Genomic DNA, 19691 nt, shown 5'->3' with positions numbered 1-19691 from the left:
CAGGTGTTCACCATATTAGTGTACATGTGTATTGTATAAAACAGTAACAGAATAAAACATGAATTTTGTGGATTTAATCGAAAAAAATAAACGACCACAAGCCCGACAATGGTCGAGTCTTTTCATGAGGTTAAAAGGGTTGTTTATTGGCTTATATTTCAGCTGGTTAAGCTTGTTGACACCTGTCTCATTTCTCCATGTTTACTGGGTCTGGTTCAGGGCTTTCTGCATCAGTTCTGGAAAATCGGTGATGAGTCCCTGAACGCCCTGGTCACGTAAATATTTTGCCCGCTCAGTGTCATTGACTGTCCAGATGCTGATCGCCAGATCCGCCTTCTGTGTTGCCTTGATTAAGGCATCCGTTGCAAGCTGATTCATCCACCCAATCTGGCAACAGTTTAATGCCAGTGCCTGTTCTATGGCTTTTTCCTTAATGTCATCTTCAATGAGTAAGCCGTGTTTAAAGTGACTGTTCTGTTGAAGCAGAGCCTGATGGATTTTTAAATCGAAACTGGTGATGATGGCTGTCTGTTCAAAGCCTTTCAGCTGTTTCTGCAATTCGATGATTAGCTTTTCAGCCTGTTCGTCTGTTTCGACCGCTTTGACTTCAACTTCAATATGCTCGAAGTCCTGCATGATGTTCAGACTCTGGCTTAAAGTGGGAGTAATCTGTTTTTCCCAGTCCATCCAGATATTTGCCTGGTTATAGGGTTCCAGTTCCGTACTTTTCAGATCATACAGTTTCTGATCTATGCCCGTGGTTCTGAGAAAATTGTCATCGTGCATGATGATCAGTTCACCATCTTTGAGCTGACGGACATCAAATTCGACTGCACGGATACCTAAGTCATGGATATGCTGGAAACCACCTAATGTGTTTTCTGGGGCTTCACCACGTGCGCCACGATGTCCGATGATGATCATTGTATTTCCTTAATTTTGAACGTTGCCTGTTCTATAATTTTATGGACGTTGTGATTCGATAAAGTTTTGCAAAAAAATGGCACTGCCATACTTTATTGTGCAGAATTCAGATTTATTTGCGTAGGCATTATTTTCTTTTGAAGGATCAAAAGAAACAAAAATCCTCTGTTGAGCAAAGGGCACATCCGTGATGCCCTTGTTCAACGGCGACATCCATGTCGCCTAAAGCGATAGCACTATTGTTGAATGTTCATTTGTTAAATCGTTTCATTGATATTTTTTTGCCAAAGGACTTCGCTGCCACCTTCTGCGCGCTGTAAGGTACGGGAAGCGACAAACAGCCAGTCAGAAAGGCGGTTCAGTAACTGCAATGCTAAAGGCTGAATATTCTGATCACGGGTGTGTACGGTCATTAAACTGCGTTCTGCACGACGACAGACTGAACGGGCCTGGTGAGCATAACTGCAGGATAATGTGCCGGCAGGTAGAATAAATTCTTTCAGCATTGGCAGTGCTTCGTTCATTTGATCAATTTCTTTTTCCAAAAAATCAATACAGATGGGCTGAAGCAGGTGATAGCCTGGAATACAGACTTCACCACCCAGATCAAATAACCAGTGCTGGATCAGGCTCAGGGATTTATCCCATGAAGCTTTGTCTGCAATATTGCTTGCAGTGATCTGAGCACGCAGAATACCGACAGCAGAATTGAGCTCATCCACATCACCTAAGGCCGCTATACGCAGATCATCTTTTGCAACGCGGGAGCCATCGCCGAGTCCGGTTGTACCAGCATCACCAGTACGGGTATAGATTTTACTTAAACGGTGTCCCATGTTGTTGTCCCTTTGAAATGAGAAAATGATCTTGAGAAATTAAAAAGGATAATGCCATAGTTATGACATTATCCTTAAAGTTTCGTGTATTTAAATATTGAACATTTTAGTATTTAAAAGTAATACCTACTGAAGCTTCACGACCGCCATCAACGTACCAGCCATTACCAAAATTATCAGCTGTTCTGTAATTGACATCCCCCATGTTGATAATATTGCTGAATACTTTCACATTAGGATTGATATTCCAGTACATATTCAGATCAACTGTGGCATAACCAGGTGCTTTGACCTTGTTGGCACCATCAGCATAAATATCTGAACGTGCGATCAGGGAAGCACTGATCCCATAAGTCGCATTTTCAAGTCCTGTGGTGAATGTCAAAGTCTGTTTTGGTCTATAAGCAATTTTGAGATCAGTTTTTTTGTTTACAGAATCGGCATAAGCATATTCTGTGGTTAAAAACAAATCATCTTTTTCCCATTTAAAACCAAGTTCTCCACCTTTGATTTCAGCTTTATCAATATTGATATAAGTTGAATTCGGCGAACCATACTTATAACTGATCAGATTTTTTACTTCAGTCTGGTATGCAGATAAAAATGCTGTTAAGTGTTGTCCAATGTTCTGATTTAAACCAATTTCATAAGAAATACTTTCTTCAGGTTTTAGATCTGGATTACCGTAAGTGTTTCCATATGTTCCTTCAGTGAAGTAATACAGTTCTGTCAGAGAAGGTGCCTTAAAAGCTGTACCGATATTGGCATAAATACTTGTATCAGGTAATAGTTGATAACGAACAGCACCCTGACCAACCGTATGTGTACCAAACATTTCATTATCTTCAGTTCGGACACCCAGCTGGGTATTCAGTTTTTCCGTCTGATATTGGTGCTGAACATAATACCCAACAGAATCAATGCTTTGTTTTTTATTTTTTATATCGTTACTTTTGAAATCTGACTCAAGGTACGTTGCACCAATTAAAAGACTGTTTTCAGTATTAACATTCCATTTTAAATTAAGATCACCTTCATTATTTTCAGTATCAAAGTGATTCGGATTGTTGTCTTTTACCTGCTGTTTATCAATAAAATTTGAATAACGTGCTGATAGAGTTAAGTCTTCAGTGATGCCGTACTGAATATTTGAGTTGATCAGACGGTTTTCAAAAATACGTTCAGCATCATTTTTATCGGTCATATAGTTATAGTATTGACTTAAGCCTTCATTCTGGCTGATTGCTAAATCAGCTTTGAAGTCTTTTTTGTTGTCATAACCAACTTTTGCACTATAACCTTTCTGATCATAACTGGCTTTTTGATCTTTACTTTGATTATCAAGAATACGTGTCCCATCGCTTTCCAGGCGTTGACCACGAATTTGTGCATAAAAATTATCCTGAACTAAATCTGCGCCAGCAATTGCTTTATATGTGTTGTTTTCGCCATATATACCTGTAATGAAACCGCCATTTTTTACAGGTGTCGCTGTTTTCATCTGAATAACGCCACCGATTGCATCTGTACCATACTGAACTGATGCAGGACCTTTCAGAATTTCAATCTGTCCAATATCTGTAGTATCAATAAAGGATGGGTATAAGGCAGCAATATGGTTCTGACTGTTTAAACGGGCACCGTCTTTTAATACCAGGGTATGGTTAGGTCTGGTACCACGGATAGAAATTTCAGTGATCTGACCCAGACCACCACTTTGCTTTACAAAAACAGAAGGATCACGTTGAATTAAATCTGACAGATTTACAGCAGGATTCTGTTCGATGGTTTTTTTGTCTATAACTGAAATAAGTGCAGGCACATTTTCAATCTTTTCTTCAGAACGAGTTGCAGTAACAACAATCGTCTCAAGTGGTGAAACAGCTATTTTCTGTTCAGTCGCGGTGGTTTCAGCAAAAACTGAAGAAGAGAACCCCATTGCAACAGCGACAGCACCTACAAGTGCAGTAGGTTTAAAAGCCTTAGGTTTAGAAAAAGCAGACATGATATGCTCCATACATTCACTCCCCGTGAATGATTGAGTTGAAGGGCACAACAAGCAGGTATCCGGACTTCAATATAGAATACAGTCTGTAAAAGCTGGATTCACTGTTCCACCTTCCCACAAAAAGATTGCAGTGGTGTAAATTTTTCAATTTAAACTGAACAGAATTTCATTGTTACCGTTGCGGGGGCAGTGCTGGAATTTCACCAGTTTCCCTAAGCCAAAGCTATGACTCGTTGCATTTGTGCGGAGTATAGAGTCTGATGATCGTTTAAACAACGTATAAAAAATGAATTGAACTGACTTCAGGAGTAAAAATGGCGATCACAATTCAGGATGCTGAGTTTGATGAAGCTCAACAGATTTTAGAATTACAAAAAATTGCTTATCAGCGTGAAGCTGAATTATATCAGGACTGGAATATTCCACCTTTACTGCAAACATTGCATCAATTGGAGCTTGAGTTTGAAAATCATAAGATTCTTGTCGCAAAGTTGAATGATGAAATTGTTGGTTCAGTAAGGGGATATGCAGATCAAGGCACACTGCATATTGGTCGCTTAATCGTTCATCCTGATTTTCAGAAACGGGGAATAGGGAGTCAGTTGTTGATGAAAATAGAACAGGAATCTAAATGCCAGCGTTATGAGTTATTTACAGGTCAAAAAAGCATTCAGAATATAAAGCTCTATGAAAAGCTTGGTTATCAGAAGTTTAAAACTGAAAAAATTCATGATGAACTGGATTTTATTTATTTACATAAACAGGTTTAAGCACTTTTGATTAAATTGCATTACAATGATTCGCCTTCAATATTGAAAATCAGTGTTGAAAACAAAGAATACATTTGAGTCCAGAACATGCGAACCCGTGCCAAAATTTGCGGAATTACCCGACCACAGGATATCCAGGCTGCTGTCAACGCAGGTGTGGATGCCATTGGTCTGGTATTTTTTGAACCGAGCCCACGCTATGTCCATGCAGAGCTGGCACAGCAACTGGCCAGGCTGATTCCCCCTTATGTCAGTATTGTGGGTTTGTTTGTAAATGCCACTCAGGAAGATATTGCTCAGGTGCTGGAACAGGTTCCTCTGGATGTCATTCAGTTTCATGGCGATGAAACTGCGGAACAATGCCAGCAGATAGCACAGTATAATAAACGCCGCTGGTATAAAGCGATTCAGGTGAAGCCTGATGCAACAAGTTCAGAGATTATTTCGACAATTCAGCAATACCAGCAGGCAGGTGCAAGTGCTATGCTTCTGGATGCATGGCATCCTGAACTGAAAGGTGGAACAGGGCACAGCTTTGACTGGTCGCAGTTCCCGAAACTGGATATTCCTTTAATACTGGCAGGTGGTTTAAAACCTGAAAATATTGAAGATGCAATAAAAATGACTCAGCCCTATGCGGTTGATGTCAGCGGTGGCGTAGAATCCGCTAAAGGTATTAAAGACCAGCAACTCATTGAAAAATTTATGCAAGGAGTCCAACGTGGATCAGCAAAGTAATCAACAGAACAGTGTGATTGACTATACCCAGTTCCCAGATCAAAACGGGCATTTCGGTATCCATGGCGGACGTTTTGTGTCAGAAACTTTAATGGCAGCTTTGGAAGATTTGGAAAAGCTTTATTTCCGAATGAAAGATGATGCCCAGTTCCTGGCAGAATTCGACCGCGATCTCGCTTACTATGTCGGACGTCCGAGTCCGCTTTATTATGCTGAACGATGGTCAAAAGAGCTGGGTGGTGCGCAGATTTACTTAAAACGTGAAGACTTAAACCATACAGGTTCTCACAAGGTCAACAACACCATCGGACAGGCTTTACTTGCAAAGCTTTCAGGTAAAAAACGTATTATTGCAGAAACAGGGGCAGGTCAGCACGGTGTTGCAACCGCAACGATTGCAGCACGTTTAGGTCTTGAATGTGTGGTATTCATGGGCGCAGAAGACGTGAAACGTCAGGCGATGAATGTGTATCGCATGCGTTTACTGGGTGCTACCGTTGTACCAGTGGAAAGCGGTTCAAAAACACTGAAAGATGCCATGAACGAAGCGATGCGTGACTGGGTGACCAATGTTGACTCAACTTACTATGTGATCGGTACAGTTGCAGGACCTCATCCTTATCCGCAACTGGTACGTGACTTCCAGTCCATCATTGGTCGTGAAGCACGTAAACAGATTCAGGAACAGGCAGGTCGTCTTCCTGATGCACTGGTTGCATGTGTAGGTGGTGGTTCAAATGCAATGGGCTTGTTCTATCCGTTCTTAAATGACCAGGATGTGAAAATGTACGGTGTGGAAGCCGCTGGTCTGGGGATTGAAACAGGTAAACATTCTGCACCACTCAATGCAGGTCATGTCGGTGTATTGCATGGTAACCGTACTTACCTGATGTCCGATGACCAGGGGCAGATCATTGAAACTCACAGTATTTCAGCAGGTCTGGATTATCCGGGTGTAGGTCCTGAACACAGTTTCTTAAAAGATATGCACCGTGTGAACTATGTGCCAATCAATGATACTGAAGCACTACAGGGTTTCCGTGATCTGACCCATATTGAAGGGATTATTCCTGCGCTTGAAAGTTCACATGCGATGGCATACGTGACTAAACTTGCACCAACCATGGATAAAGATCAGATTATTATTGCGACTGTTTCGGGTCGTGGTGATAAAGATTTGATGACGGTTGCCCGTATTGATGGCGTAGAAATGGTTGAGATGTAAGAGCCTTGACTGAGCCCTCTCCTTGGGGAGAGGGTTTGGTTACGGAAGTTGAAAGGCTTTTCTTTTTATGAACTTAAATCCTCTTTTTTAAAGTAATGCCAGTCAGTTAAGAATTTTTGAATCCTCCCCCTTGTGGAACATGTTTCTCACTCTTTTCAAAGGAGGGATGAGTAGCTCAGCTATGCAAGATTACTAAAAATCATTTTTAGTTACAAGAAGTTCCCCTCTTTTTCCTTGCGCCATATATGGCTCAGGGTCAGGGGAGATTTTAGGAATTTCCCCAATAATTTTGCTTAACTGATCAGCATTACTTTTTTACAAAAGGGGACTTTTTTATAATGAGTTAAAAAATGTCGAGTTTATTTATTGTCATGCTCGGTGGTCGTCATGCCCGTGCCAATACAGAAGTACATGATGTGGTGCTTGCGGTTGGTGATTCTCTGGATGAGATCACACCACAACTGAAAAATGCATGGTTTGGGGAACAAAACGGTCTGCATATTGATGCATGGGCAAAGTTAAACGGTCTTGAGTTTGAAAATAAAAACTATCAAATACATTTTACTGATGCACAGCCCAAGCAAACTGATGCAAAACTGTTTCTGATTAATCTTGGGGGCTATGATGCTAATGAATTTGGAGAGCTGCATCGCTATGTGCTGGTGGTCGCTCAGGATTCAACTGAAGCAAAAATAAAAGGAAAACAGTATTTTTCTGAACAATGGCAGAAACAGCACACAGACAGAGTACTGGATGTGGATGACTGCATTGCTGTTGATCATGTGCATGGACGTTATGTGCAACTGGTTGAAGGTGGGTTTCAGAAAAAAATATGGGAAAACACCTATCTGAGAATTTAAAAGCAATTCTGTGGCAGATATGCGAACAGAAGATGTGATTTTTTATTCTGTTGATATTATTGAAAAATAAATTAATTTATAAATAAAAATTATAGGTATTAAAAGAAAGGGGAATAGTCTCATTTTTTATGCTTTTTTGGATGAAATGCATGTTTTTATACTTTCCAAGTGTCTATTTATAGGCATAATGAGTTACAGGGATTATAAATTGCTCAGGGATGGAAACGGGTAAATGGATTTAATTCAACCAAATGGGCAACCTCATTACGGTCGGTTCAGCGAGCTTCCAAAAACAATTGATTATCACAAATATATTTATAAAACGCCTTATGGTGAAAAGCTGGCAGGCTGGCGTAAAAGGCTGAAATATAAAAAATTTAAATTCTGCAGTATTCAACATGAACATTACAGTATCGGTGTCGCAATTGTAGACATTGCCTGGGCTGGGCATGGATTTTTCTATATTTATAACCATCAGACCAAAGAAGTTCAGGAATGGAATGCAATCAATATCCTGGCACGAAATACCCTGCTGGATGAGCAGCCTTTATTTAATCAGAGTTTTTTTACCCATTCACCGTTTCAGGTCGAAATGCAGCATGCCAATGGTGTGCGTTATATTCGGGTCACGAAACATGGTGAAATTAAGCTGAGTGCCCGTATGTTCTGTGCAGGAACTGATCCGCTCAGTATGTGCAGTCCAACAGGAATTAATGGATGGACCTATACCCAGAAGCTGACCACACTGACTTGTGAGGGTTCATTTGTAAATAAACAGGGAGAGTTGATTCAGTTCAGTGACCGGACATTTGCAGCACTGGATGATACCTGTGGTTTTCTGCGTCCGGAAACGGCCTGGTTCTGGCTGTCCTGTAATTTCTGGGATGCAGAAAATAACCGGATAGGTTTAAATCTGGCTTCAGGGGTTAATGAAAGTTATGGCAATGAAAACTGCCTGTGGGTCAATGGTGTTCTTTTTGCTGTGGATGATGTGCTGTTTCAGCAGGAAAGTGAAGATTGCTGGAGTGTGCGTTCCAGAGACGGAAAACTGAATCTGAGTGTGAAAACAGGCTGGCGACGCTATGAAAATCTGAATCTCAGACTGGTGGGCAGCCAGTTCAGTCAGTGGCAGTCGGTGATTTCAGGAACAGTACAGACAGATGATCGTGAAATTGTTCTGTTAAATGAATATGGACTGCTGGAACAGCATTATGCCAAATGGTAATGCTGTATCCATGATATTTCAGCAATAAAAAAGCAGGCAATCAAGCCTGCTTTTTTTGGGTTTAAACTTATTTACTGAAACGGCTGATCTGTTCCAGTGCACCCTGTAAGTATTCAAAATTAGGCTGCTGTCCTTTGATCGGTTTATTGTGTTTATCCAGTAAATCATACTGACCCACAGCACCAACTTCCAGAATATTATCTTTGGTGATTACTCCATAGCTGCTGTAATTGGATGCAAGAATCCAGTCTCTGTGTACAGGTTTACCGAGTAAATCCTCGCCAACAGAGTAGTCTTTCACATCATTCTGCACGCCCAGGTAGTTTTTCATCAGGGTCGGTACAACGTCCTGGTGACTGGTCAGCATATTGCCCGGCCATAAGGTGGCTTCAGCAGAAACTTTTGGACCAATCATGGCAAATGGCACTTTAATCTGTGGATCAGTATAGTTGCCGTTATGTCCCCAGAAGTTTTCCATATTGTCATTCACTTCCTGACCATGATCACCGGTAATGATCACGACTGTATTATCTGCATCGCCCGTTGCTTCCAGTTTATCCAGTACCTGCTTGACCAGGCTGTCGACATAATGAACACTGGTTTTATAACGGTTCATCATTAGTGAGCGGTCAGTCTTATTGCTCAGTTTCAGGTAATTGACTTCTTTGAGCATTGGTTCATAGCGGTGAGGATAATCAGCCGGAAAGTCGTAGCCATGTGGGGCATCGTAGAACAGGAATGAAAAAGCAGGTTTGCTTTTATCCCGTTTGTCATACCACTGTAACCAGTCACGGGTAAGCTCTCCATCAATACTCGAAGGTGTATCACCTTTGGAGCCGATTCGAAGGTTGGGAACTTTGGAAAAGACCGTCTGGTCAAATTCAGGATTCGTCAGTTTTGCTGCAGCAAAAATACCGAGCTGATAATTCATGGCCTGTAAACGGTCAATCAGCACAGGGCTCTGACGGTTCACAAGAATACCATGCCAGTACGTTCCAGGAATGGCATAAAAAAGACCGAAGATTCCTGTACGGGTCGCATTTCCTGTAGAGTAATGCTGAGAAAATACTTTTCCAGACTGTGCATATTTCCACATATTCGGGCTGTTATCGGCATTAAAAGTGTCTGCACGCCATGAGTCGACCACAATCAGCATAATGTTGACCGGTTTTTCCGGAGCATTCGCCTGAATTGGATTCAGTGGATAATGCACATCACTTTTACGCTCAAGTGACATCGCTTTTTGTCTTTCTATTGCAGCTTCATCAATCCATCCGTATTTTTTCATGGTTTTATTGGATGTCATTGGGTAAAACACAGGTAAATAACGCTTGGTTACAGTCACAGGCTGATAAACATGTGCTGCTGCCCAGATATGAATTGCATTGGACAGCAACAGGGTCAGAACGCTTAACCAGGCAAACTTTTTACCGATTTTCCATTTTGCCAGAGGAATCCCTTTTTCAAGCCAGCAGATCAGAAAGTACTGTGCAGCGCAGACAGCAAGAAAGCCACCTATGACCATAAGCCATGAAGACAGCGGGAAACTGACAATCTGGCTCGACATCACCAGGTCCAGCATCACTGCATTGATATGAAAGCGGTATTGTGCATAAACCACAGTATCAATAAACAGCGCCATCAGCCCCAGGGTTGCGACCACAGCCATAATCAGGCGGCGTGGCAGCTGAGGTAACAGCAGTACAGGTATCAGGAGCAGACCACCGAGGGCACTTAACATCACCATGTGGGAGAATGTACCTGTGATCAGAAATGTTAAGCCGGCAGTATCGGTTGGAAACTCAGGCAAAAATACGAAATAGCGGCAGGCAATGAGCATGGCAATGACAGCATTGATCATGATCATGTAGCCAAGTACATGCAGCCTGGACTTAAAAGAAGATTTGAAAGACATAAAAGCGCTTCATCGGAATGATTGAAATACAGTGAGACCAACAGGTTGGGAATGTTCGTCGCTGTCTGCAAAATGATGGCTATGATATATCAATCGTTTTAAAAAAAATATTGCTTAATTCCTGAACAATTCTGAAATGCAGCTGGAAATGGTGCACTGGTTTTATTCTTGATCTGTCATAAATTCCGATGAAAGAAAGTGTTGCAGGTTTGAGCGGGCATTAATAAATGAGTGCATGGGTTCTGATAGGGCTAAAACAGATGTATAAAAATACAGCATCATGGTCGATGCTGTATTTAAATTCTTTGCTGGAGTGTACAGGCTCCTAAAGCCCTGCGTTCCAGAATGCTTCACCTGCTGCAATTGGGTCATCCGTTTCTGCAAGTGTATCGACCCAGACCTGGTACTGACGAATGACAGGATGCTGGTTTGGGTGAAAATCTTTTTTAAACCAGTCGGCAAACTGACTGCTCATTGCACTGAGTTTCCCGTTTCGTCCAAAGAACCACGGTAAACCTTTGCGTGCCATATTCAGTCGTTGCAGACGTGAAAAACCATCGTATTTGAGCATGACATCGGCACGGTAAAAAGTGTAGCCGAACATCAGGCAGGTGGTAATGGCAAGGGCTGCTTTACGGGTCATCTCTGGAACATTGCCGACCTGTTTCATGACATCAAAGGCAACATCACGATGCTCCATTTCTTCAATGGCATGCCAGGCAAACAGTGCGCGGACATAGGGATGCACATCCTGCAAAGTTTCTTTTTTACTGTAAAAGGTTTCAGCCATCAGTGCTGTCAGATGTTCAGATGCTGCAGTAATGGCAAGGTTATATTGCGGTGAGCGCTTGCTGAGCAGGTATTCAAAACGTTCACCCAGAAAGTCTACAAACGCATCCACAGGCATGCCCTGACGCTTCATTTCATCGTTCATTCTGTCATGAGCAATGCCGTGCTGTGCTTCCTGTTTAATAAAATCAGCAACCCGCTGTTTCAGATCTGCATCGGTAATCTGATCGCGAAACAAACGGACACTCTGGATAAAATAACGCTCACCAACTGGGAATGTCAGACTCAGGGCGTCAAACAGACGGGTACGGAAAGGGTCGCCACCAAACCAGAAACGGGGGACTTCACTGAGTTTAAAATCAAGGTTGCTGCGGACGACCGGATCAACCTGGTGCTGAACATAAGCATTCATGTTTATATACTCACAATCTGATTATTTTTATTTATCGCTTCAGGGGTTAATGACCAGCCTGCCAGAAGGCTTCACCCGCTGCAATAGGATCACCTGTGGCTGCCAGTGTATCAACCCAGACCTGATACTGGTGAATGACCGGATGCTGACCCGGATGAAAATCGGCTTTGAACCAGTCCATATACTGGGCACGCATTTTTGAAAAAATCCCTTGCCTGCCAACAAACCAGGGCAAGCCTTTTGCAACCATTTTTAAGCGTTCCATACGGCTGAAACCATCCGCTTTCAGCATGACACTGGCACGGTACATGGTGAAGTTGAACATCATGACGGTGGTAAATGCCAGAGCAAACTTACGGGTGTTTTCGGGAACTTCACCGACCTGCTTCATGACATCAAAGGCAACATCACGGTGTTCCATTTCTTCGATGGAATGCCATGCCAGCAAGGCACGGACATAAGGGTGAGCTTCGGCCAGTGTTTCTTTTTTACTGTAAAAGGTTTCTGCCATCAGGGCAGTCAGATGTTCAGCCGCGGCAGTCATGGCAATGTTGTACTGAGGTGAGCGTTTTGTCAGTTCAAATTTAAAGATTTTGTGCAGGAACTGGATGAACTGATCTACAGGCATCCCCTGGTCTTTCATGACCTGATTCATTTTGTCATGTGCCAGACCATGCTGTGCTTCCTGACGGATAAAATCAGCCACACGCTGCTGCAGGTCAGGATCTTTGATTTTGTCACGGAACAGACGGACAGATTCTATAAAATAGCGTTCGCCATCTGGGAAAGTCAGACTTAAAGCATCAAACATACGGGTGCGGAACGGATCACCACCAAACCAGAAGCGTGGTACTTCATCCAGTTTAAAATCCAGTTTTGTCCGAACAACAGGGTCAACCTGGTATTTGACTAAAGCATTCATTTTATTTTACTTGCATAGCCTTTCATGATTTCAGTATGTCGGTGTTGCATAATTTTGTTTTGACAGTTGTTGCCATTTTTTATACATTTTACGACAGAATGAAAATTTATAATGTCAGAATGATGTGCTCTACAGCATCAGTTTATAGAATGAAAAGAAGACAGGACGAGTAGCAGAATGCAGGAATTACAGATTCCGAATGGTTATTTTCATCTCTGGCAGATGTTTATGTCTGAACGGGGCATGGAAATTGCGACACTCGATTTTCTGCATCCTGACGAAAAAGCACGGTTGCTTGAAATTTTATCTCTGCCTATAGACACACAGTCATCCTATCTGTTTTTTCATCAGCTCATGGAAAAGACCCGACAGGCTCTGGACTGCCCTCAGCTGGTTTTTGAAATTGCAGAATATGTCCGTCCAGAACATTTTGGTGTGCTGGGATATATGGCTTCACGAAGTACCACTGTGGCAGAAGCCTTACAGAATATTTTACGTTTCAGTCGACTGGTGATTGATGGTGATGAAATTCTTCCGATGAAAATGGTTCAGCAGGGCACAGATGTACACCTGATCTGGCCCTTTCACCATGAGCGTTATATTTTAATCAATGAATTTACCAATGCTCTGATGATGCATCTCGCCCGCAAAATAGTTCCTGCGGATCAGTTTCCACTGCAGAGTGTTCATTTTGCCCATGCACCTCAGAAAGCCATTTATCACTATCAGAAGTTTTATGCATGTGAAGTCCTGTTTAATCAGCCTGAATATCGTTTTGTACTGGGGCTGGAAGGGCTGAATCTGAAGATTCAGCAGGCAGATCCCTCTCTGATGCAACTTCTGGTCAGACAGGCAGAAGAAGCACTGGCATCCAAACCCCGCTATGAAACCCTGGTGCAGAAGCTGCAGCTGATTGTTGTTGAATATTTAAGACTCAAAGAACAGGCTCCCCGTATTGAAGATATTGCAAAGGAGCTGCATATTTCCACCCGGACTTTACAGCGGCAGCTGAATGATTTTGATACGACTTTTAAGAAAATTGTTGAAACTGAACGTATGAAACGATGTGAGCAGTTGCTCGGTGATGATGCCAGTCTGACAGATATTGCCATGCGGCTGGGCTATTCAGATCAGTCTGCTCTGGCACGGGCATATAAAGCCTATGCAGGGCAGACTTTGCTGCAACGGAAACAGCAGTTCAGACAAAGCTGATATCTGCTGATGGTATGAGCCATAGACTTTCAGCCTGAATCAAATCAGCTTTTGCAATAATGCATGTATTTGTGGGTTAAGGTATAAGGTGCTGTTTTAAAATTATAATTTATTTATTTGCAGTGGTTTTTTCTGAAATACAGATCTGTAGCTCTGATGAAATTAGGTATCTTTGATCATTGAGAAAAAATGCTGAATATCGGTAAATGGAGTCTTTGGATTGTTCTGAAAATAATGGGTCTGCACATGAAATACAGGGTGGCGCTTCTGAACTCTGTTCAATGGGTAAAAAATAGCGTTACAATGCTTCCTCCTGTGTTTCTATAACATTAACTTCTCAGTATTAATCATTCAAGGAAAGCACATCTCTATGTCACGTTTAGCCACTCGATTTGGACAGCTTAAATCTCAACAGCGTAAGGCTTTAGTTTCCTATGTGATGGCGGGTGACCCACATCCAGAAGTAACCGTTGCTCTGCTGCATCAGATGGTGGATGCTGGCGTGGATGTCGTTGAGCTGGGTTTACCGTTTTCCGATCCTATGGCAGATGGCCCTGTGATTGCACTTGCAGCAGAGCGCGCTCTGGCAGGTGGAACCAGTACGCTGGATGCACTGAATATGGTTCGTGAATTCCGTAAAAAGGATACAGAAACTCCTGTGGTACTGATGGGTTATCTGAATCCTGTTGAAGTGATTGGTTATGAAAAATTCACTGCATACGCAAATGAGTGTGGTGTAGATGGTGTCCTGCTGGTGGATTTACCTCCAGAAGAAGCAAAAGAGTTTGATGCGGTTCTGAAAAAATATGGAATGGATCAGATTTTCCTGCTTGCACCAACTTCCACTGATGAGCGGATCAAGCATGTTGTGAATCAGGCAAGTGGCTTTATTTACTACGTTTCTCTGAAGGGAGTGACGGGTGCTGCAACACTGGATGTTTCAGAAGCTGCTGCCCGGATTCAGAAAATTAAATCTTTCACAGATATTCCTGTCGGTGTTGGCTTTGGTATCAGTGATGCTGCCTCTGCAAAAGCGATGGGTGGTGTGGCAGATGCAGTGATCGTTGGCAGTGCCTTTGTTAAGCAGTTTGCAGCCCATGCACCAGAACAAGCTGTTGTTGAAACGGTTAATAAAGTCAAGGAGCTTCGAGCAGCGCTCGATGAGTTAGTATGAATCAAGAAGTGAAATCAGGGAAAGTTCTTAGCCCATCGACGCCATGGACTGAACGCAGTGTGCCAGGTATCCATGTACCGGACGAGCAGCAGGCTTTAAAGGCAACATTTACTGAGCCAACAATTGAATGCCCTGAATGTCATGCTTTGGTGACCCGTACAGCGATGTCATTTAATGCGTATGTTTGTCCTCAATGTGATGAACATCTGCGTATGAAAGCCCGTGACCGTCTGAACTGGTTTTTTGACCAGGTTCAGGGCGAAATGGGGCTGGAGTTTAAAGCAGGTGACCCGCTTAAATTTGTAGATAGCAAAACTTATCCAGACCGTATGTCTGAAGCGCAAAAGAAAACGGGTGAAACCGAAGCCCTTGTGGTGATGCAGGGAACGCTAAAAGGGATCCCAATGATTGCAACTGCATTTGAATTTGATTTCATGGGTGGTTCAATGGGTACTGTTGTCGGTGACCGCTTTGTTCAGGCAGCTGAACGTGCTATTGAACAGAAACAGCCAATGATCTGCTTTGCAGCTTCTGGTGGTGCGCGTATGCAGGAAGGTATGCTGTCGCTGATGCAGATGGCCCGTACTTCCGCTGCTATTCAGAAAATGAAGGATGCAGGTCTGCCATATATCGTGGTTCTGACTCATCCTGTATACGGTGGTGTGACAGCTTCCCTGGCGATGCTGGGTGATGTGCATATTGCTGAACCGAAAGCCATGATTGGTTTTGCAGGTAAACGTGTAATTGAGCAGACAGTACGTGAAAAACTGGAAGAACCATTCCAGCGTGCAGAATACCTGCTTGATCATGGTGTAATCGACCAGATTGTTCATCGTCATGCATTACGTGATACTGTATATCGTATTGTGGCGAAATTGATGAATTTATCTTGAACAAAAGTGCTCCACTTGCAACAGACCCGTTAAATACATGGCTCGATTACTGGAGCCATGTTCACGTTACAGGCATTGATTTAGGGCTGGAAAGGGTGATTCCCGTTGCTGAAAAGCTGGGCGTGACCCGACCGGATGCCACTGTGCTGACTGTTGCAGGTACAAACGGTAAAGGTTCAACCTCAACCACACTTGCTGCAATCCTGAATGCTCAGGGCTACAAAGTTGGATTGTATCAGTCTCCGCATATTTACAGGTTCAATGAGCGGGTCAAGCTTGCTGGAACTGAGGTGGATGACCAGACCTTGGTGAATGCTTTTGTTGAAGTGGATCAGGCACGCAGAGACTGCGGTCTGACACTTTCATTTTTTGAAGCGACGACACTGGCTGCTTTTGTTATTTTCAGACAGGAGCAGTGTCCGGTCTGGGTGCTGGAAGTGGGTTTAGGTGGACGACTCGATGTGGTCAATGTCGTAGATCCCGATGTTGCGGTTATCACAAACATTGGACTGGATCATACCGACTGGCTTGGCGACACCATAGAAAAAATTGCTTATGAAAAAGCAGGGATTATCAGACCCGATATACCGGTGATTTTCGGAGGCGCACAACAGCTGCCGGAAGCCATTGCACAAAAGGCTCAGGAGTGTCAGGCAAAACTGCACGTTCTGAACAGTGATTATTTTTATCAGTATGCTGAAGATGGTCAGTCCTGGTTATTTGCATCTTCGGGCACAACCCTGAAACTGCCTTTGGGTTCACTGGCTGTTGAAAACATTTCTACAGCAGTAGCAGCAACGCTGGTGAGTGGGCTTGAGATTTCCCAGCAGGCTGTTGAGCAGGGGATTGTGCAGGCTAAATTACAGGGACGCTTTGAAATCCGCCAGATTCACGGCAAAACAGTCATTTTTGATGCGGGACATAACCCGCATGGCGTTGATTTTTTGTTAAAGCAATTGCGAAATTTCCTGAAATACAATAAACAGTACACAGAAGTAATCAGTGTTTTCTCAATGCTGTCAGACAAAGATATCAATTCTGTCGTGCAGTTATTGAAAGATACTGTTTTAATGTGGAAAATTGCATCGTTAACTGTGCCGCGCGCAGCAGATATTGCACAGCTGGATACGGCTTTGCAGGGACAGAACGTGCAGCATTTCAATAGTGTGCAGTCAGCTTTTGAATCAGCTTTGAACGAATTAAAAAATAATCAGCTGATTCTGGTATGTGGTTCATTTCATACCCTGGAAGCAGTTTGGGAGTATCTGGAAGAATGTCAATGAATAACAAACAGCGCTGGATGGGTGGTGCTGTTTTATTAGGTGGTGGAGTTTTATTGGCAGCATTGCTTCTTAAAGGCAAAGAAGAAATACATCAGAATAAAATCAAAACACCAGAGTCAGCAGAACTGGCTCAGCAAAAAAATAAAAATGCTGAAGGTGAGATGGTTCAGTTACAGCCACTGACTGTGGATGTGGAAACAGAAAAACGTCTGCTGGATGAGCAGCGCCGTGCCCGTGAAAAAGCGGTTGCTGAGCAGGAAGCCCGTGCGGCTGAGTTCCTGGCTGCACAGCAGAAAGCAGAAGCTGAGGCTGCCCGTAAGGCTGCTGAAGAATACGCTGCATTGAATGCTCACCGTACCGGAGCACAGCAGAGTTCAGACAATATTCCGCCTGAGCTGATTGAAGATGAAAAAGCAAAGCAGAAACGACTGGCTGAAGAAAAGCTGGCTGCTCAAAAAAAGCAGGATCAGCTGAAGGCACAGCAAAAGTCTGAAGCTGACAAAAAAGATGCAGAAGCGCAGCGTAAAGCTGATGCCCAGAAAAAAGCGGAAGCAGAACGTAAAGCTGAAGCTCAGAAAAAAGCAGAAGAAGAACGTAAGGCTGAAGCAGCGAAGAAAGCCGAAGCTGAACGCAAGGAAGAAGCCAAGAAAAAAGCTGAAGCTGAACGTAAAGCTGAGGCTGCTAAAAAGGCTGAAGCTGATCGTAAAGAGGAAGCAAAGAAAAAAGCTGAAGCTGAAAAAGCCCGTGATCTGCTTGAAAATGGCGATAAACAGTGGATGGTTCAGGTGGCTCTGGCTGCAAATGAAGCAAATGCTGATGCGCTTGCATCCAAGCTTCGTGCGAAAGGGTATAAAGTCACCAAGAGCCCAACCTCCAAAGGGGTTCGGATTATGGTCGGACCTTCCAAAAACCGTGAAGCTGCAGATGCTGCCCGTAAGAAAATTACAACTGACCCAAGTCTGAATATGAAATCAGCCTGGGTGATTGACTGGGTTCCGCTCGATAAGCGTTAATCGCTTTCCGCTCAGTGTGAATCAGGATGGATTCGACAGTTGCTGTTGAATCCATTTTATATTTTCAGGGCGGAATAAACGGTCAATGTTCTGCCACACAGGGTGAAAACCATAGCCCCCCTGTTTCATTTCCCTGACTGCTTCTTCGGTGGACCAGCCTTCAAAAATAATCCGGTACATGGCAACACTGGCGCCAGTACGGTCAGAACCGTGATAACAGTGCAGCAGTACCTGCTGATTTCTGGCTTTTGCCTGTCGAATGGTCTGCATGACCTCCAGTATATCTTCTTTTGAAATTGCCCAGGTATGGATTGGAATATGTTTCAGTTCAAAACCTTGCCCTGATAATACCTCAAGATCTTTATTCCTCGAGCGAAGGTTGATCACAACATCAATTCCCTGCGACTTCATCAGCGTAGACAGCGCAGAGTCAGGCTGTTCACTTCGATAAACAGTGTCGCTGATCTGATGGAAGTTATGGGCCTGATGAAGGGTTTTTCCCCATTCAGCAGGGCGGTGTTCAGCGTCCAGAGCAGGTGTGGTGATACAGCCTGTCAGAATCAGAGTGCTGATGGTCAGAGTCAGGTGGATTTTCATGAACTGTAACGCTCCAGTTCTACAGGATCATGTGCGCAGATCAGTTCAATATTTTTTTCAGACTGAGCGAGCTGCTGAATTTTATACAGGTTTTCCAGACGGAGTTTATTGTCTACGGCGAAAAGCATTTCAGTTCTGTTCAAGGCTTTCAGTTTAATGCCAGGGTTCAGCTGACGATGTGAATAATAGGCATCACCACAAAAGAACATCCATCCATTGTTCTGTTTAATGGCAATGCCACAGTGTCCTTCAGTATGTCCATGCAGTGGGATCATCAGGATTTCATCATGAAACAGGTTAAACCCCTGTACACGGTTTAAATTGAACCAGCTGTCACCCTGAGCTGGTTCAATAAAGTTCCAGTAGCGATGATTTTTAAACTGTGCCGATTTATAACGGGCTTTGTCTTTAAGTGTCGCTGCACGTTGTGCAGCGTTGAATTCTGTAGAAAGAATATGAACTGTGGCTTCAGGAAAGTCAGAAATTCCACCAGCATGATCAAAATCCAGATGAGACACCATGATATGTTTTACATCTCTGGGACTGAATCCAAGCCGCTGAATCTGAGCAATGGCAGTTAAATCCAGGTTGTGCTGAATCCCACCGGTTTTTTCAATAATCCGTCCCAGTCTTGCCCGTGTATGCAGATAGTCCTGTACACCAAGTCCTGTATCAATCAGCACCAGTCCTCTGTCTGTTTCAACCAGCAGGCAATGGCAGACCAGGTGGGCTTTAAAGCCATTCTGTCCAAATAACGGACCGCAAACAGGGCACATGGTGCCACAGTGTAAATGATGTATTTTATAGATCATCGTGATTATTCTGCATGAAATCTGTTCTCTTTATAGCTGAGATAAGAGCAGAATACAAAGTATGAAAATGAAAGCTGTATAGA

General features: G+C 43.3%; 18 protein-coding genes and 1 riboswitch. Of the genes, 10 read left to right on the top strand and 8 right to left on the bottom strand.

From position 1 onward, the window contains the following. Positions 1–201 precede the first annotated feature (201 nt). From CDG61_RS14240 to CDG61_RS14230, 3 genes are all read right to left on the bottom strand, one after another. Positions 202–924, bottom strand: a complete 723-nt coding sequence (locus CDG61_RS14240) for a glycerophosphodiester phosphodiesterase (RefSeq protein ID WP_087550612.1) — start codon at positions 922–924, stop codon at positions 202–204. 257 nt (positions 925–1181) lie between these two features. Continuing rightward, positions 1182–1760: a cob(I)yrinic acid a,c-diamide adenosyltransferase gene (locus CDG61_RS14235; protein WP_087550613.1), complete on the bottom strand. Its 579-nt coding sequence runs from the start codon at positions 1758–1760 to the stop codon at positions 1182–1184. Between the two features lie 106 nt (positions 1761–1866). Beyond that, positions 1867–3777: a TonB-dependent receptor plug domain-containing protein gene (locus tag CDG61_RS14230; protein ID WP_087550614.1), complete on the bottom strand. Its 1911-nt coding sequence runs from the start codon at positions 3775–3777 to the stop codon at positions 1867–1869. Between the two features lie 23 nt (positions 3778–3800). After that, positions 3801–4026, bottom strand: a riboswitch (cobalamin riboswitch). Positions 4027–4082: 56 nt separating this feature from the next. Here CDG61_RS14230 and CDG61_RS14225 point away from each other — a divergent pair. The 5 genes from CDG61_RS14225 to CDG61_RS14205 all read left to right on the top strand — a co-directional run bounded on the left by CDG61_RS14225 (position 4083) and on the right by CDG61_RS14205 (position 8586). Further along, positions 4083–4538 carry a GNAT family N-acetyltransferase gene (locus tag CDG61_RS14225; protein ID WP_087550615.1) on the top strand — a complete coding sequence of 152 codons (456 nt, stop codon included), beginning with the start codon at positions 4083–4085 and terminating at the stop codon, positions 4536–4538. An 87-nt stretch (positions 4539–4625) separates the two neighbouring features. Then, positions 4626–5276, top strand: a complete 651-nt coding sequence (locus CDG61_RS14220; RefSeq protein WP_087550616.1) for a phosphoribosylanthranilate isomerase — start codon at positions 4626–4628, stop codon at positions 5274–5276. After that, positions 5260–6501, top strand: a complete 1242-nt coding sequence (gene trpB, locus CDG61_RS14215; protein ID WP_087513180.1) for a tryptophan synthase subunit beta — start codon at positions 5260–5262, stop codon at positions 6499–6501. The genes CDG61_RS14220 and trpB overlap by 17 nt, the downstream gene beginning before the upstream one ends. Positions 6502–6851: 350 nt before the next feature. Further along, positions 6852–7361, top strand: a complete 510-nt coding sequence (locus CDG61_RS14210; protein WP_087550617.1) for a DUF1543 domain-containing protein — start codon at positions 6852–6854, stop codon at positions 7359–7361. 232 nt (positions 7362–7593) lie between these two features. Further along, positions 7594–8586, top strand: coding sequence for a DUF2804 domain-containing protein (locus CDG61_RS14205; RefSeq protein WP_087550618.1), 993 nt, complete (start codon positions 7594–7596; stop codon positions 8584–8586). A gap of 67 nt (positions 8587–8653) precedes the next feature. On the opposite strand, the gene CDG61_RS14200 is transcribed toward CDG61_RS14205, so the two are convergent. The 3 genes from CDG61_RS14200 to CDG61_RS14190 all read right to left on the bottom strand — a co-directional run bounded on the left by CDG61_RS14200 (position 8654) and on the right by CDG61_RS14190 (position 12624). Next, on the bottom strand, positions 8654–10501 hold the full coding sequence (locus tag CDG61_RS14200; protein ID WP_087550619.1) for a DUF3413 domain-containing protein: 1848 nt from the start codon (positions 10499–10501) through the stop codon (positions 8654–8656). 325 nt (positions 10502–10826) lie between these two features. Further along, positions 10827–11702: a metal-dependent hydrolase gene (locus CDG61_RS14195; protein ID WP_087513184.1), complete on the bottom strand. Its 876-nt coding sequence runs from the start codon at positions 11700–11702 to the stop codon at positions 10827–10829. A 46-nt stretch (positions 11703–11748) separates the two neighbouring features. Beyond that, a complete protein-coding gene (locus CDG61_RS14190) occupies positions 11749–12624 on the bottom strand; it encodes a metal-dependent hydrolase (protein WP_087550620.1) in 876 nt (291 codons plus the stop codon). Between the two features lie 177 nt (positions 12625–12801). On the opposite strand from CDG61_RS14190, the gene CDG61_RS14185 reads away from it, so the two are divergent. The 5 genes from CDG61_RS14185 (at position 12802) to CDG61_RS14165 (ending at position 18199) form a co-directional block, all read left to right on the top strand. Beyond that, entirely contained in the window at positions 12802–13836 is a 1035-nt protein-coding gene (locus CDG61_RS14185) for an AraC family transcriptional regulator (RefSeq protein ID WP_087550621.1), read from the top strand. Positions 13837–14206: 370 nt separating this feature from the next. Continuing rightward, positions 14207–15010, top strand: a complete 804-nt coding sequence (gene trpA, locus CDG61_RS14180; protein ID WP_087513187.1) for a tryptophan synthase subunit alpha — start codon at positions 14207–14209, stop codon at positions 15008–15010. Continuing rightward, positions 15007–15903, top strand: a complete 897-nt coding sequence (gene accD, locus CDG61_RS14175) for an acetyl-CoA carboxylase, carboxyltransferase subunit beta (RefSeq protein ID WP_087513188.1) — start codon at positions 15007–15009, stop codon at positions 15901–15903. The genes trpA and accD overlap by 4 nt, the downstream gene beginning before the upstream one ends. Next, the gene (folC, locus tag CDG61_RS14170) at positions 15900–17186 is read left to right on the top strand and encodes a bifunctional tetrahydrofolate synthase/dihydrofolate synthase (protein ID WP_087550622.1); all 1287 of its coding nucleotides are present in this window, start codon (positions 15900–15902) and stop codon (positions 17184–17186) included. The genes accD and folC overlap by 4 nt, the downstream gene beginning before the upstream one ends. Then, the gene (locus CDG61_RS14165; protein ID WP_205671793.1) at positions 17177–18199 is read left to right on the top strand and encodes an SPOR domain-containing protein; all 1023 of its coding nucleotides are present in this window, start codon (positions 17177–17179) and stop codon (positions 18197–18199) included. Before folC ends, CDG61_RS14165 begins: the two co-directional genes overlap by 10 nt. Positions 18200–18220: 21 nt before the next feature. On the opposite strand, the gene CDG61_RS14160 is transcribed toward CDG61_RS14165, so the two are convergent. Beyond that, the gene (locus CDG61_RS14160; RefSeq protein WP_087550624.1) at positions 18221–18796 is read right to left on the bottom strand and encodes a dual specificity protein phosphatase family protein; all 576 of its coding nucleotides are present in this window, start codon (positions 18794–18796) and stop codon (positions 18221–18223) included. Continuing rightward, entirely contained in the window at positions 18793–19608 is an 816-nt protein-coding gene (locus CDG61_RS14155; RefSeq protein ID WP_087550625.1) for an MBL fold metallo-hydrolase, read from the bottom strand. Before CDG61_RS14155 ends, CDG61_RS14160 begins: the two co-directional genes overlap by 4 nt. Positions 19609–19691: the final 83 nt, after the last annotated feature.

The sequence above is a fragment of the Acinetobacter sp. WCHAc010052 genome, from assembly GCF_002165295.2.
GTDB classification, from domain to species: Bacteria; Pseudomonadota; Gammaproteobacteria; order Pseudomonadales; family Moraxellaceae; genus Acinetobacter; species Acinetobacter chinensis.
Note: the sequence above shows the minus strand (reverse complement) of the source record. Positions and strands in the feature narration are given on the sequence as shown.

Bases quoted from the DNA above. Each gene is read 5' to 3' on its own strand.
- CDG61_RS14155 (WP_087550625.1), bottom strand. From the start codon at position 19,608: ATGATCTATAAAATACATCATTTACACTGTGGCACCATGTGCCCTGTT.
- CDG61_RS14160 (WP_087550624.1), bottom strand. From the start codon at position 18,796: ATGAAAATCCACCTGACTCTGACCATCAGCACTCTGATTCTGACAGGC.
- CDG61_RS14235 (WP_087550613.1), bottom strand. From the start codon at position 1,760: ATGGGACACCGTTTAAGTAAAATCTATACCCGTACTGGTGATGCTGGT.
- CDG61_RS14195 (WP_087513184.1), bottom strand. From the start codon at position 11,702: ATGAATGCTTATGTTCAGCACCAGGTTGATCCGGTCGTCCGCAGCAAC.
- CDG61_RS14190 (WP_087550620.1), bottom strand. From the start codon at position 12,624: ATGAATGCTTTAGTCAAATACCAGGTTGACCCTGTTGTTCGGACAAAA.
- CDG61_RS14200 (WP_087550619.1), bottom strand. From the start codon at position 10,501: ATGTCTTTCAAATCTTCTTTTAAGTCCAGGCTGCATGTACTTGGCTAC.
- CDG61_RS14240 (WP_087550612.1), bottom strand. From the start codon at position 924: ATGATCATCATCGGACATCGTGGCGCACGTGGTGAAGCCCCAGAAAAC.
- trpA (WP_087513187.1), top strand. From the start codon at position 14,207: ATGTCACGTTTAGCCACTCGATTTGGACAGCTTAAATCTCAACAGCGT.
- accD (WP_087513188.1), top strand. From the start codon at position 15,007: ATGAATCAAGAAGTGAAATCAGGGAAAGTTCTTAGCCCATCGACGCCA.
- CDG61_RS14220 (WP_087550616.1), top strand. From the start codon at position 4,626: ATGCGAACCCGTGCCAAAATTTGCGGAATTACCCGACCACAGGATATC.
- CDG61_RS14205 (WP_087550618.1), top strand. From the start codon at position 7,594: ATGGATTTAATTCAACCAAATGGGCAACCTCATTACGGTCGGTTCAGC.
- CDG61_RS14225 (WP_087550615.1), top strand. From the start codon at position 4,083: ATGGCGATCACAATTCAGGATGCTGAGTTTGATGAAGCTCAACAGATT.
- CDG61_RS14210 (WP_087550617.1), top strand. From the start codon at position 6,852: ATGTCGAGTTTATTTATTGTCATGCTCGGTGGTCGTCATGCCCGTGCC.
- CDG61_RS14185 (WP_087550621.1), top strand. From the start codon at position 12,802: ATGCAGGAATTACAGATTCCGAATGGTTATTTTCATCTCTGGCAGATG.
- CDG61_RS14230 (WP_087550614.1), bottom strand. From the start codon at position 3,777: ATGGAGCATATCATGTCTGCTTTTTCTAAACCTAAGGCTTTTAAACCT.
- CDG61_RS14165 (WP_205671793.1), top strand. From the start codon at position 17,177: ATGTCAATGAATAACAAACAGCGCTGGATGGGTGGTGCTGTTTTATTA.